Genomic DNA, 12,982 nt, shown 5'->3' with positions numbered 1-12,982 from the left:
ACAAAAAGCGCAAAGATCGGGCGTCGATGATCGGTTAAATCGATTTGTTACGCGCCGCCCAGTATTGCTCGGCGGTTTCGAACGCCTGCTCGCGACTTTGACCGAGACCGCGCAGGGCCAAGGCCATGGTCGAAATCAGGGCCATTTGCGGATAGCTGTCGACCACCTCGCCGCGCCACACAGCCTTGAGATGTTCGACGTCCAGCGAGGCCGGTTTGACGTGGCGCTGGCTCGACAGCTGCGGCCATTCCTCGTCCCAGCTCTCGCCGCCCCTGGTGCCGTAAAGATGGCTGTCGGCATCCGGGTTGATCTCGATTTCGCCGCCATCGCCCTTGACCACGATCGCCGTGTCGCCGAGCAGACCGCTGGCCTCGCGATGCACCGCTTGATAGCCCGGGTGGAAAATACTTTGCAGGCCACAACGGGCGCGCAGTGGATTGAGGATGCGTGCCAGCGAGTGAATCGGCGAGCGCAGGCCCATGGTGTTGCGCAGGTCGATCATCTTCTGCAACTGTGGCGCCCAGTCGATCAGCGGCATGAACGCCAGACCGCCGTGGTCCAGCGCGCTGCCGACTTGCTGCCAGGTGCGGCACAGCGGGATGTTCAGCTCGCCAAGCAGTTGTTCGGTGTACAGACGTCCGGCGGTGTGCGCGCCGCCGCCGTGCATGAAAATCCGCACGCCGTTTTGCGCCAGGCACTTGGCCGACAGCAGGTACCACGGCAGATGGCGTTTCTTGCCGGCATAGGTCGGCCAGTCCAGATCGACATTCAGCGTTGGCGCTGACAGGCGCTCGCGCAAGGCTTCGGTGAAACCGGCCATTTCCTCCGCGCTTTCTTCCTTGTGCCGAAGCAGCATCAGAAAGGCGCCGAGCTGGGTGTCTTCGACTTTGTCGTCGAGCACCATGCCCATGGCTTCCCGCGCTTCTTCACGGGTCAGGTCGCGGGCGCCGCGTTTGCCCTTGCCGAGGATCCGTACGAACTGCGCGAACGGGTGCTCGGCGGGCGTTTCGAGGGTCAGCGCTGGAAAGTCGGTCATAAGCAATTCGTCGGTTTGGGCAGGCCCGCCAGTTTCGCGGCGAGTTTGGCAGGGGTGCCTTTGAACAGTCGGTTCAGGTGCAGGCTGTTGCCTTTGTCCGGGCCGAGTTTGAGTGCGGTGTACTTGATCAGCGGGCGGGTGGCCGGCGACAGCTGGAATTCTGCGTAGAAACTGCGCAGCAGTTCGAGGACTTCCCAGTGTTCCGCGGTCAGTTCGATGTCTTCAGCGACGGCGAGGGCGCTGGCAACGTCATGAGACCAGTCGTCGAGGTCGACCAGAAAGCCGTCCTTGTCCAGTTCGATGGCGCGGGCGCCGACAGTCATCGAGTTCATAGCCAACTGTTGACCTTGTCGTGGTGGATCGACAGTTCGACGAAGGCCGGGTAATCGATGGCTTCGGCCCAGTCGGGAGCAACGATGGCACGGGCCTGCAGGTCTTCGGCGAGGGCGAATAGCTTGACCCGGCGCTCGTTCAGCGTGGCGAATGGCGCAGTGCCCGGTTGCAGGGCGTAAACCGCATCACCGGATAACAGTAAGGCGTCGGCAGCGCCGATCACGCGCAGGCAACTGCTCAGGCGATCATCGCCGAACGGGGAATGAGACAACACATGCAAAGTCGACATCAGAGGGTGATCACCTGGTCGTAACGGTCAATAAGGGCGGTGATTTCGCTGGCGCCGAGCGGCTGCGCTTCGTCCAGCGACAGCGTGCTCAGGCCACGGGCGCTGGCGCTGTCGGTGCAGTAGAACAGTTCTTCAACGCCGAACATCGGCAGCGCCTGCAGATTGGCGCTGAGGTCTTTCTGTTGCAGGGCCTTGGCGTTCTGCCCGGCGGCCAGTTGCAACACGCCATCGTCGAGAAACAGCAGGCCGATCGGCAGATCGAACGCGCCGCCGGCCAGCACGACGTCCAGCGCTTCGCGGGCGCCGGGGCCGGACCATGGCGACTGGCGGCTGATGATCAACAGGGATTTGGCCATTTCACGCGCCTCCGAAACAGATCAGTCGATCGGCGTCCTGCACCGCGTCGTGCAACTGGCCGAGGCCGGACAATTCCCACGGCGCGCTGACCGCGACGGCATCACGCTGGTAGCGTTTGGCTTCTTCGTCATTCAGCACGCCACGGCGCAGGGCGGCGGCGATACACACCACACCGTCCAGATGCTGCTCGCTGATGAACGTGCGCCATTGTTTGGGCAGGTCCAGTTCGTCCTGCGGGGTGACCACCGCGTCGGAGGCGTTGTACACGCCGTCCTGATAAAAAAACAGCCGGACAATCTCATGCCCGCCGGCCAGCGCAGCCTGCGCAAACAGCAGGGCACGGCGCGAGGAGGGCGCATGGGCGGCGGAAAACAGCGCGATGGCGAACTTCATGACGGACTCGATCAGCAAAACTGCGGCCATGATAAAGCTTTATGAAGGCAGCCGCGAAACCAAGTGAAGCACATGCCCTCTGTGGGAGCGGGCTTGCTCGCGAAGGCGTTGGGTCATTCGACACATCTTTGACTGATGCACCGCTTTCGCGAGCAAGCCCGCTCCCACAGGATCGTATTTCAGCGCGGCATATAGCCCAGTTGCCAACGCCGCGGAATGCTCAGGGACAGCACGCCCAGCACCGCCGCCAGCAAGCCGCTGGCGAACAATGCCCGAAGTCCGAAATGATGTTCCAGCACTGCGCCGAGTATCGCGCCGATGAACATCCCGCTCCACGGCACCAGTTGCACCCGCCAGCCATTACGCCGCTCGCCGAGCATCCAGCGCCCCAGTCCACGGCCGAACCGCGACAGCGCTCCGGTCACGTACGTCAGGCCCACTGGCAGGCCGTTCACTTCCTCGACCGCCGCGTTGAGCATGCCCATCGCGATGATCGCCGCCAGCAGCGCCGGCAGTTGCGTGTCGTACGGCCATGCCGCCGCCAGGCAAAGCAGGGTGGCGATGCATAGCAACAAGGGCAGCGTGCGCCGGCCACCGAGGCGCCCGATCACGATCCCCAAGGCATTACCGATCACGAAGGTGACGACCAGGATGATCAGGCGCAAGGTCAGTCCGAGGTCGCCGTCACTGATCGCCACCGCCAGCCGCGTGGTATTGCCGCTCATGAACGAAACGAAATCGCCGCTGGCCATGAAGCCGATTGCATCGGTCATGCCGGCGAGTACCGACAGGCTGGCCACCAGTGCCAGACCGATGCGGCCACGCCATTTCTGCCGGTGCAGATGCCCGGAAGTGGCGCGGTGAGTCGAAGTGGAGGGCAGCATCGGCGACGATATCCTTCAGCGGCGTTTACGGTTCCAGCCCATACAGATCGCAGTAATCCTTCCAGCTCATGTGGGCCATTTCCGCTACCTCGCGATGCACCTCCATGCGCTGGGCCTGATACTCCTCGGGTGTTGCGGCCGTCAGGAGCAAAGTCAATTCCCAGGCAAACAGCCCCTGCTCTTCAGCTTCGGCCTCGAAGGCTTCATGCAGGCGTTCTTCACGATACTGCGCAGCGGTTTCACCCTTGGCCTGGGCCAGCAGCGGATTGAGATGATCGAGGGTTTCGCGCAATTCGGGGCGCGCGTCGAGAAACAGTTTCAGGGCTTGTTCATGTCGCTGGTCGGTGGGCGCCATGTGTGTTCCTTGTGAGGCTGATGACCCTAGGGTGCCGGAGCGGCTGCCGCATGTCGCGCTATAAATGCAGTAAAGCAGAACGATTTTGCCTGTTGCGGTGATACAGTCCGCTTTTTTCTGAATGAGCGAATGCAATGCGAATTCTGATGGTAGCGCTGGCCGCGACCGTGCTGGCCGGTTGCGCGGGTTCGGTGATGGACGATTCTCGCACCAAAGCCCCGTACAAGGTTCTGACTTCGGACAAGCCGGAGAAAGTTGTCGCTCAGTGCGTACAGTTCGGCTGGCAGGACGAAGCAGTGTTTGGCGTGGACGCCGGAGCGTATCTGCAACCGGGCAAGAAGGGTGGCTCGACGGTGTACACCCGTTCCGCAGAGTCATTTGTCGACGTGACCAGCGATGCGTCGGGAACCGTGCTCAACTACTACGCGCAGAAGGACGATTTTGTTGCCAAACGCCGGTTGGCGGCGTTGGCGACCTGCCTCTGATCAAGCGTTGAAGCGGCTGCCGTTATCGCCAGCAGGCTGGCTCCCACACTGGATTTGTGTTTGCCACCGATCCTGTAGGAGTGAGCCTGCTCGCGATGAGGCCAATGAATTCAACCGATCAAGCGCTTCTGGAAATAGTGCCGGCTATGCCCCGGCGGGTAATCAACGATCTCGCCAAACTGGCTGAATCCCAGCTTCTCGTAGAACGCCGGCGCCTGAAAATCGAAGGTGTCCAGCCAGATGCCCAGGCAGTTCTTCTCCTTGGCCAGATTTTCCGCCATGGCCATCAGTTCCGAGCCGATGCGTTGCCCGCGACCCTGTTCCGGGACGCACAGCAACTCGATGTACATCCACTGGAAGATCACCCGGCCGTACAAACCGCCGAGAATCGCGTCGTGTTCATCGCGCACCAGCAGGGCGAAAGGTTCAGATGTGGAACCACCGGTCCGGGCGTCGTTATACGCAATCAAAGGCTCGAGAATGGCTTTGCGCTGTTCTTCCGTAGGGTTCTGCGACAGCTCGATTCGCAACGTCATGTGCAACTTCCTTGTGAGATGAACCGGCAGCCTATCCTGCCCGGGGAGCGTCTTCCAAGTCCTTCTTCATCCCTTTGGAACCGCCGCTGTCGCGCCGGGGTCTAGCTTTTACAGCGTCATTCCGAACGCGGTTGATGAGGATCCCCCATGAATATTTTCGAAGCCCTTCGCGAAAGCCACGACCGCCAGCGCAGTTACGCCAAAGCCCTGGTCGAAACCAGCGGTGATACTCCGGAGCGGGTTGAGGCCTACAAACAGCTCAAGGCTGAACTTCAGGCCCATGAAACCGCCGAAGAGCGGCACTTCTACATCCCGCTGATGGAGTTCGACAACGGTGTCGACCTCAGTCGCCATGCCATCTCCGAGCACCATGAAATGGACGAGATGATGGAAGAGCTGGACGAGACCGAGATGTCCAGCCCGGCGTGGCTGGCAACGGCGAAGAAGCTCTCCGACAAAGTCCATCATCATCTCAAGGAAGAAGAGCAGAAGTTCTTCCAGATGGCCGGCAAATTGCTCGATGACAAGCAAAAGGAACAGCTCGCTGGCCAGTACGAAAAGGAGTACCAGGCGCAACTGCCATGAGTACTGAATGCCAGTTTTTGCAGTGTCGGCGTGTAGGCCTTTGGCCATGCGTTGGGTGGGTCTTGTCGTAATTGACTGTATATTCATCCAGTGTTTTCGGCGTTTTTGACTTGAGACGCCGATTGACTGCGACAAAACCGCCGATGGACAAAAAAACCACCTCCGTTAGCTTGAAGGCCTCTCCTCGGACAGGAGAGTTCTTAAATCAACGGAGTGAAAAACATGAATCAACCACAAGCTCAAACCCAACTGCGACACGGTCGCGTCACCTCCCCAGCCAGCCGCGGTGCGGTAGCCATCGAGCAAGGATTGCTCGGTGCCTGGCAGGTCAACGAAATGGAAGGCGGCAAGAACTTCCCGGCGCTGACGGCAGGACCTTTTCCTGCTCCCTATGGCAGCGACAGTGACAGTGTCACGCCGCCCGCCGACGGTTACATCCTCAGCGGTGGCAAGACCGATGCCCGTGACTGCGTGAACTTCACCGACGAGGAAATGAGCAAAAAGCTCAATCGTCCGTTCAGCTGGCCACTGCTCAGTGTCACCCCGGGCCAGACACTGGAAGTGAAGTGGGAATACACCGCGCCACACACCACCCGTGGTTATCGCTGGCTGATCACCAAGGATGGCTGGGATCCGAAACAGCGTATTTCCCGTGCACAACTCGAAGCGCAGCCTTTCGCCGAAGACTTCTACACTCAAGTGCCGTATTACAGCTATCCGGGGGAATTGAAGGCCAAGGTCAATCATTCGGTGAAATTGCCGGCCACCAAAAAGGGCCGTCACGTCATCGTGCTGATGTGGATCGTCGCCAACACCGGCAACGCGTTCTATCAGGCGTTCGACGTCGACTTCAAATAACGGCGTTACGCTCAACTCACAGGTTCTGAAGGATTAGAACATGTCAAATATCGACTTCACGCTAGTGCAAAACCAGGCGGCCGACGCGGCCTCGCTGATGCCGAGCATCGCCGGCAAAAAAATACTCATGGGCTTCTGGCACAACTGGCCGGCGGGTCCAAGTGACGGCTATCGTCAGGGCCGCTTCGCCGAAATAGCTCTGGAAGCGGTGCCCAAGGAGTACAACGTGGTCGCGGTGGCGTTCATGAAGGGCAGCGGGATTCCAACCTTCAAGCCGTACAACGTCTCCGATGCCGAGTTCCGGCGTCAGGTCGGCGTGCTCAACAGCCAGGGGCGGGCGGTGCTCTTGTCCCTGGGTGGCGCCGATGCGCACATCGAGTTGCGGGCCGGACAGGAACAACCACTGGCCAATGAGATTATCCGTCTGGTGGAAACCTACGGCTTCGATGGGCTGGACATCGATCTTGAACAGAGCGCGATTGATTTCGCCGCCAACAAGACCGTGCTGCCGGCCGCGCTGAAACTGGTCAAGGATCACTACGCAGGCCAGGGCAAGCACTTCATCATCAGCATGGCCCCGGAGTTTCCGTACCTGACCACCAATGGCAAATACGTCGGTTACCTGCAGGCACTTGAAGGCTATTACGACTTCATCGCGCCGCAGTTCTACAACCAGGGCGGCGACGGGGTCTGGGTGCCGGAAGCCAATAATGGCAATGGTGCATGGATCGCGCAGAACAACGATGCGCTGAAAGAGGACTTCCTCTATTACCTGACCGAAAGTCTGGTGACCGGCACCCGGGGCTTCACCAAAATCCCGGCGGACAAATTCGTCATCGGCCTGCCGGCCAACGTCGATGCGGCTGCCACCGGTTACGTGATCGACAGCACCGCCGTCGGCAATGCGCTCAAACGTCTGGCGATCAAAGGGCTGCCGATCAAGGGCCTGATGACCTGGTCGGTAAACTGGGACAACGGCGTCAGCAAGGATCGCGTGCCGTATGGCTGGGAATTCAGTCGGCGTTATGGACCGCTGATTCACGGAGCGAAAACAGCGGCACAGGAAACGGATGACACGTTGTCGCGCGTCGCCCGTTAGCAGCAATTAAAGAGCCCGGTAGCGCTGCCGGGCTTTTTTGCGTGGGCCAGGCAAACAATGCTCGGGTGTGAGTCATAGCGGAGCGGGTTGCTTATCCGATTGGGACGCGCTCGATACATTGAGTGAATGACTGGACGAGATCCAGCAAGCAGGCAGCCGCCTGATTGATCTGCGTATCGGTAAGCGCCGCGTAGCCAATCAGCACGCCGGGTTTGACCGCGTGACTGCTGGTGAATGCGGATACCGGTTGCAGGCAAAGATTGAAGAGGGCAGCCCGTGCGCAGAATTCTCTTTCATCAATGTCTGTGGGTAACCAGAGCACAAAATGTAATCCGGATTGCTCGCCGGAAATCTGCAGATCAGGGTTTTCTCGCAGCTTTGAGATCAGCAAATCGCGTCGATGTTGATACGTCTGTCGCGAGATGCGCAAATGCCGTACATATTTTCCGGTGCAGAGAAACTGGTTGAGTGCGAGCTGACCCAGTATGCCTGGCGTCTGGCCGGTGTCTTCGATGAGGTTGATGACTTTCTTCTGTAAATGTTTGGGAATGACCATGAAGCCCAGACGAAAGTTGCTGAACAGGGTTTTATTGAAGCTGCCGCAGAAAATCACCCGGTCGTTTGTATCTATTGATTTGATGGCGGGCAGGGGAGCACTGCCATAGTTGTATTCGCTGTCGTAGTCGTCCTCGATGATGATCGCATTGGCTGCGGTCGCCGAGGCCAGCAGAGCCTTGCGGCGTGCCATGCTCATGCAGACACCCAAAGGAGCCTGGTGAGAGGGCGTGACATAAATGGCCTGAACCGGACTGGCGGGTGACAACGCTTCAACGATCAGACCTGCATCGTCCACTGGAATATCGATGATTGTGTTGCCGGAACAATTGAATATCCGCCGGGCCCAGTAATAGCCGGGATCTTCCATGGCAACGACGGCCTCTTTTCCCAATACCCGGCTGATGAGGTCGAGACAGTGCCTGATGCCGTGGGTAATCACGATGTCCTGAGGTGAGCAGTCAATTCCCCGGTAGATCTGGATATGGTCGCAAATGGACTTGCGCAAGTTCTCGTCACCGCCGAGTGACGAGGCCGATACTGCGGTGGCGAGGTCTTTGGCGGAAGGTGTGCATAACGACTTTACATCTTTTTCTTCGAGCAATCCCGGATCGGCCAGTCTGGCAATAAACGGTACATACGGCTGTAAATAAGTAATGGGAGCAGGTGAATCGGATGACCGGTGAGTATCAAGTTCGACTTGCAGTTCCTTAGTTCTGGCGGCGGCGATCAGATTATCCGGCAATGTTGCGCAGACTACCGAGCCGGCACCTCGCTTGCGAATGATGAAACCTTCTTCGCGCAATTGATCGAAAACAGTTTCCAGGGTCCCTCGGGAAACTCCCCATCTTTGCGCAAGCGTACGCGTGGAGGGCAGCGCTTCGCCGGATTGGAGCCGACCGGAGCTGATCAGGTGTTCAAGGAAACGGCACAAAAGCTGATGTTTGGTGGACAGCGAATGTTCGGTCAATTCGAACGGCAAGACTAGGTCGAGGCCAACTGGCCGCTTACCTCTGGTCATAGTGGTACACACCAAAATCCATTTAATGGATCTTCATCTTAGCGCGGCATACAAATACGCTCAACGCCGCTCAAGCTAACGCGTTGAGGGGTGGCGCGCGAGTCATTGGGGTCAAGAGAAACTGGATTGGTATAGGGATATCGTCGGCAATGACTGCTTTTGAAAAACTGTCAACACTCAATAAGACTAATCATCGCGAGCCGCAACTAAAGATTGCGATAGTCGGAGGGGGTGCAACAGCGATTAGTGTAATTGATGCGTTGCAGCGCGACGTTAAGCTGAAAAATATGGATGTTGCAATTACCCTCTATGAGCCTGACAAGAAAATAGGTCCAGGTCGCGCTTATCAAAACGATGGTGATTATGGATTGATTAATCGCCAGGCCCGCTTCATGTCCGTGAAAAGTGACGATCCCCGGCACTTTGTAGGATGGGTCACTCATAAATATGGAAGTGCACTGGCGCAACTTGATTTCTTGCCCCGTCACTATTTTGGTGAGTACCTGTCCGATTGTTTTGCCGAGCAAGTGGCGCTGGCGCGCGACCTCAAGCGGCCGATTCGGGTGATCGGGCAAAAGGTCACCAGCCTGACAATGCACGATGACAAAGCAGTCGTCGGTGTCGAAAACGGGCCGCAACAAGTGTTCGACCGGGTGATTCTGTGCATCGGTACCGCTGAACCGGCGGATATCTTCTCGTTGGCCTGCTCCCAAAACTACATCGGCAATCCGTATCCGATGTGGACCAAGTTTTCCGCGATTGGCGGCGACGATCAGGTGGCGATCATTGGTTCCAGCCTCTCCGCTGTCGATGCAGTCCTGGCCCTGAATGCCCAGGGACACCGCGGCAAGATCGTCATGCTGTCGCGCAATGCGCTGCTGCCAGCGGTGCGCATGCCGCATCACGACTTCACTTACAAGGTCATCACCCGCGAACGCATCGAAGAGCTGCGTGATGAAGCGGGGATGATCTCCTGGTCGAAATGGCTTGGCCTGATCACCTTCGAACTGACAGCCCAAGGCGTGGATCTGGAGAAGCTCAAGGCTGAACTGGCGCCAGGTCAACTGCCGTTCGAGCGGCTGGAGCGCCATCTTCAGGCGTCGGTCCGCGGCGAAAAGTGGCTGTCCATCCTGATTGATATTGCCAACGACTACGTCGAGCTGGCCTGGGACAGCCTGAGTGCGGGCGATCGCAGTTATTACATGGCCAACTATCACTCGATTTTCATGAGCCTGTGCAACCCGATGCCTCCGGCAACGGCCAACAAGTTGCGCAACATGCTCGAATCCGGGCACCTCGTGATTCGTCCTGGCCTGAAGGGCGTGGAACTGAGTCCCGGAGGCGGTTTCGTCCTGAATTACCAGGCAGGCGCCTGTCATGCCGACTGGGTCATCAACGCCACGCGATCTGAAACCGGTGGTGTCGGGCAGACCGGTACCGAGCTGGTGTCTTCGATGGTCAACAATGGCGTCGCTCAGCACCATCCGTTTGGTGGCCTGCACGTGTCATTCGGCTCGCACAAGGTCATCGACCGCAGTGGCAAGGCCAGCGACGCTATTTATGCCTTGGGCCAACTGGCTGCCGGTAACCATTACTACACCAGTTCACTGGCCATGATCACACGTCAGATCGATCGGGTTCTGCCGCATTTGCTGACGACTGATCAATACCTCAAGGAGCTTTCTGCGTGAAATCCAGCCGCCCCGGAATCCTGTTACCTGCAGCGTTGTTGTCGGCTGTAATCGTGCCGCAGCTCGGACTCGGCCTGATGACGCCCACCGTTGCAAAACTGGCGGAGGAGTTTCGAGTCCCCCATGAGGCGATTCAGGAAACGTTTGTTGTTTACATGATCGGGTATGCGTTGTCCGTGGTATTGGCGGGGATTCTTGCCGATCGTATCGGAGCCCGTCGCGTACAGATTTCGGGGTTGCTGATTTGTGCTGCCGGGTGCCTGCTTGCAGCGTTCTCGGACTCCTTTTACCTGTTTGCGGTTGCGCGTTTCATGCAGGCCCTCGGAGGGTGTGTAGGGACCGTAACCACCAGGCTGATCGTGAAATCCGATTATCCGGAAAGCAAGCGCCTGCGAATTCTCACCACCCTTGCCTCGGCGATAGCGCTCACGCCGTGTATCGCACCGTTGCTCGGCGGCATGCTGTTACCTTCGCTGGGATGGCGCTGGATGATGGGCGGCGTGGGGATGTTCAATCTCGCGGCATTGGTGCTTTTCTGGCAGGTCGACACCTCTCCGGGGGCATCGGATTCGACGGGGCGCAGCATCATTGCCGTTTATGCCGCCAACTTCAGAAATGCGGATTATCTGGCTTATGCCGCCGGCATCAGTCTGGTGTGGATGAGTTACTTCGTGTTCCTGTCCTGTTCGACTTATGCGTTGCAGACGGAACTGGGCATGTCCAGCCTGGGTTACGGCGCGGTGATCTCCCTGTGCGCTGTCGGTTATGTGATTGGCAGTACGTTGGCGCGAGCATTGAGCGCCAGGTGGGCGTTGAACGAGATCCTGCTGCTTGGAAGCAGGGTAGGCATGGCCGGGTGCATGTTGCTGGGCATTCTGCTGTCGGTGTTTGGCAGTGTGCTGCCGGCGCTGCTGATTCCGATGGTGTTCATTCTGTTGTCGGTCGGGATGGTGATTCCCGCGACTCAGGCCGGGCTATTGAAGAGTGTCAGTCGCGATATCGGTATTTCCTCCGGGCAGTTTTTCTTTTTCCAGATGGCGGCGGGGGCCGGTTACGGTTTGCTGGTCAGTTCCTTTTCCGAACTGGGCGTTCGTGGCCTGGCACTGTTTATCGCCATTCCGATGGTCGTGTTGTTCGTTTTCCTGAATATGTCGCGGGCACTGTCGAAGTCCCCGGAAGAACAGTTGAAGGCAGTCTCTCGGACCTGAGTTTGCTGTTGCTGCGACCCTGATAAAAAAAACAAGGATGTGTAGTCGTGCAGTATCTGAAATCGCTGAAGTTGAACAGTGTGTGTTATGACATTCGTGGCCCGGCACTGGAGCAGGCCAGAAAGATGGAGGAGGACGGCCAGCGCATTCTCAAGTTGAATATCGGCAATCCCGCGCCCTTCGGTTTCGAGGCACCCGACGAGATACTCCAGGATGTGATCCGTAATTTGCCGACGGCGCAAGGTTACAGTGACTCCAAAGGCTTGTTCAGCGCCCGCAAGGCCGTCATGCAGTACTGTCAGCACAAGCAGATCGAGGGCGTCGGCGTAGACGATATCTACCTGGGCAATGGCGTCTCCGAGCTCATTGTGATGTCACTGCAGGCGCTGCTGAACAACCGCGACGAAGTGCTGGTGCCTGCTCCGGATTATCCGTTGTGGACCGCCGCGGTGAGTCTTGCCGGGGGCAATGCGGTGCACTACAGGTGCGACGAGCAGCAGGACTGGTGGCCGGACCTCGATGACATACGGGCCAAAATCACCCCCAACACCCGAGCGCTGGTGATCATCAACCCCAACAATCCCACCGGTGCGGTGTATCCGCGAGACGTGCTGCTGGGAATGCTGGAGATCGCGCGCCAGCACAATCTGGTGGTGTTCTCCGACGAGATCTACGACAAGATTCTCTACGACGAAGCTGTGCACATCAGCACCGCCTCGCTGGCGCCGGACCTGCTGTGCCTGACCTTCAACGGGTTGTCCAAGTCGTACCGGGTGGCCGGGTTTCGTTCCGGCTGGCTGGTGATTTCCGGGCCGAAGCAGCATGCCGCCGGCTACATCGAAGGCATCGACATGCTGGCGAACATGCGCCTGTGCGCCAACGTTCCGGCCCAGCATGCGATCCAGACCGCGCTGGGGGGTTACCAGAGTATCAATGACCTGGTCTTGCCTCAGGGGCGTCTGCTCGAGCAGCGTAACCGGGTGCATGAACTGCTCAACGCTATTCCCGGCGTCAGTTGCGTCAAGCCGATGGGCGCGCTGTACGCATTTCCAAGGATCGATCCGAAAATTTGCCCGATCAAGGATGACGAAAAGTTTGTCCTCGAACTGTTGATGTCGGAAAAGCTGCTGGTGGTCCAGGGAACCGCGTTCAACTGGCCCGCGCCCGACCATTTCCGCGTGGTCACGTTGCCGGCATTGCCGGACATCGAAGACGCCATGGCGCGGATTCATCGATTCATCAGCAGCAGGTCAGTCAACAACCTGAGCGTTCGCCGAATGTCGAATAACGCCCGGGA

At 58.5% G+C, this 12,982-nt stretch carries 14 protein-coding genes and 2 pseudogenes; 7 read left to right on the top strand and 9 right to left on the bottom strand.

The genetic code is table 11. The features are described from left to right. Positions 1 to 34 precede the first annotated feature (34 nt). The 7 genes from J1G18_RS16155 to J1G18_RS16125 all read right to left on the bottom strand — a co-directional run bounded on the left by J1G18_RS16155 (position 35) and on the right by J1G18_RS16125 (position 3,647). Positions 35 to 1,036 (bottom strand): glycosyl transferase family protein, encoded by a 1,002-nt coding sequence (locus J1G18_RS16155; protein WP_223008064.1) that lies wholly within the window; start codon positions 1,034 to 1,036, stop codon positions 35 to 37. Beyond that, on the bottom strand, positions 1,033 to 1,368 hold the full coding sequence (locus J1G18_RS16150; protein ID WP_098968162.1) for a TusE/DsrC/DsvC family sulfur relay protein: 336 nt from the start codon (positions 1,366 to 1,368) through the stop codon (positions 1,033 to 1,035). Before J1G18_RS16150 ends, J1G18_RS16155 begins: the two co-directional genes overlap by 4 nt. Beyond that, complete coding sequence (gene tusB / locus J1G18_RS16145; protein WP_027614680.1) at positions 1,365 to 1,658, bottom strand: sulfurtransferase complex subunit TusB; 294 nt, start codon at positions 1,656 to 1,658, stop codon at positions 1,365 to 1,367. Before tusB ends, J1G18_RS16150 begins: the two co-directional genes overlap by 4 nt. Further along, entirely contained in the window at positions 1,658 to 2,014 is a 357-nt protein-coding gene (tusC, locus tag J1G18_RS16140) for a sulfurtransferase complex subunit TusC (protein ID WP_027614681.1), read from the bottom strand. The genes tusB and tusC overlap by 1 nt, the downstream gene beginning before the upstream one ends. Before the next feature lies 1 nt (position 2,015). Then, a complete protein-coding gene (gene tusD, locus J1G18_RS16135) occupies positions 2,016 to 2,408 on the bottom strand; it encodes a sulfurtransferase complex subunit TusD (RefSeq protein WP_098968502.1) in 393 nt (130 codons plus the stop codon). A 179-nt stretch (positions 2,409 to 2,587) separates the two neighbouring features. Continuing rightward, positions 2,588 to 3,292 carry a YoaK family protein gene (locus J1G18_RS16130; RefSeq protein WP_027614683.1) on the bottom strand — a complete coding sequence of 235 codons (705 nt, stop codon included), beginning with the start codon at positions 3,290 to 3,292 and terminating at the stop codon, positions 2,588 to 2,590. 25 nt (positions 3,293 to 3,317) lie between these two features. After that, on the bottom strand, positions 3,318 to 3,647 hold the full coding sequence (locus tag J1G18_RS16125; RefSeq protein WP_134787564.1) for a DUF6388 family protein: 330 nt from the start codon (positions 3,645 to 3,647) through the stop codon (positions 3,318 to 3,320). Between the two features lie 134 nt (positions 3,648 to 3,781). Between J1G18_RS16125 and J1G18_RS16120 the strand changes: the two genes are divergently transcribed. Continuing rightward, on the top strand, positions 3,782 to 4,132 hold the full coding sequence (locus J1G18_RS16120) for a hypothetical protein (protein ID WP_047601654.1): 351 nt from the start codon (positions 3,782 to 3,784) through the stop codon (positions 4,130 to 4,132). Between the two features lie 110 nt (positions 4,133 to 4,242). Here the strand turns inward: J1G18_RS16120 and J1G18_RS16115 are convergent, their stop codons facing one another. After that, positions 4,243 to 4,668, bottom strand: a complete 426-nt coding sequence (locus J1G18_RS16115; RefSeq protein WP_098968166.1) for a GNAT family N-acetyltransferase — start codon at positions 4,666 to 4,668, stop codon at positions 4,243 to 4,245. Positions 4,669 to 4,815: 147 nt separating this feature from the next. On the opposite strand from J1G18_RS16115, the gene J1G18_RS16110 reads away from it, so the two are divergent. From J1G18_RS16110 to J1G18_RS16100, 3 genes and pseudogenes are all read left to right on the top strand, one after another. Beyond that, positions 4,816 to 5,253, top strand: coding sequence for a hemerythrin domain-containing protein (locus J1G18_RS16110; protein ID WP_027614687.1), 438 nt, complete (start codon positions 4,816 to 4,818; stop codon positions 5,251 to 5,253). A gap of 222 nt (positions 5,254 to 5,475) precedes the next feature. Continuing rightward, positions 5,476 to 6,111 (top strand): lytic polysaccharide monooxygenase auxiliary activity family 9 protein, encoded by a 636-nt coding sequence (locus J1G18_RS16105; protein ID WP_027614688.1) that lies wholly within the window; start codon positions 5,476 to 5,478, stop codon positions 6,109 to 6,111. 40 nt (positions 6,112 to 6,151) lie between these two features. After that, a pseudogene (locus J1G18_RS16100) lies at positions 6,152 to 7,174 on the top strand (chitinase); the annotation flags it as partial. Positions 7,175 to 7,301: 127 nt separating this feature from the next. Here the strand turns inward: J1G18_RS16100 and J1G18_RS16095 are convergent. Beyond that, on the bottom strand, positions 7,302 to 8,747 hold the full coding sequence (locus J1G18_RS16095; protein ID WP_167734116.1) for a PLP-dependent aminotransferase family protein: 1,446 nt from the start codon (positions 8,745 to 8,747) through the stop codon (positions 7,302 to 7,304). 188 nt (positions 8,748 to 8,935) lie between these two features. Here J1G18_RS16095 and J1G18_RS16090 point away from each other — a divergent pair, with 188 nt between their 5' ends. From J1G18_RS16090 to J1G18_RS16080, 3 genes and pseudogenes are all read left to right on the top strand, one after another. Beyond that, a complete protein-coding gene (locus J1G18_RS16090; protein WP_223008063.1) occupies positions 8,936 to 10,477 on the top strand; it encodes an FAD/NAD(P)-binding protein in 1,542 nt (513 codons plus the stop codon). After that, positions 10,474 to 11,685, top strand: a complete 1,212-nt coding sequence (locus J1G18_RS16085; protein ID WP_103369449.1) for an MFS transporter — start codon at positions 10,474 to 10,476, stop codon at positions 11,683 to 11,685. Before J1G18_RS16090 ends, J1G18_RS16085 begins: the two co-directional genes overlap by 4 nt. 47 nt (positions 11,686 to 11,732) lie before the next feature. After that, positions 11,733 to 12,926, top strand: a pseudogene (locus tag J1G18_RS16080) (pyridoxal phosphate-dependent aminotransferase); the annotation flags it as partial. Positions 12,927 to 12,982: the final 56 nt, after the last annotated feature.

Origin of the sequence: Pseudomonas sp. MIS38 (assembly GCF_019891575.1) — a bacterium.
In the GTDB taxonomy this organism is placed as follows: domain Bacteria; phylum Pseudomonadota; class Gammaproteobacteria; order Pseudomonadales; family Pseudomonadaceae; genus Aquipseudomonas; species Aquipseudomonas putida_A.
Note: the sequence above shows the minus strand (reverse complement) of the source record. Positions and strands in the feature narration are given on the sequence as shown.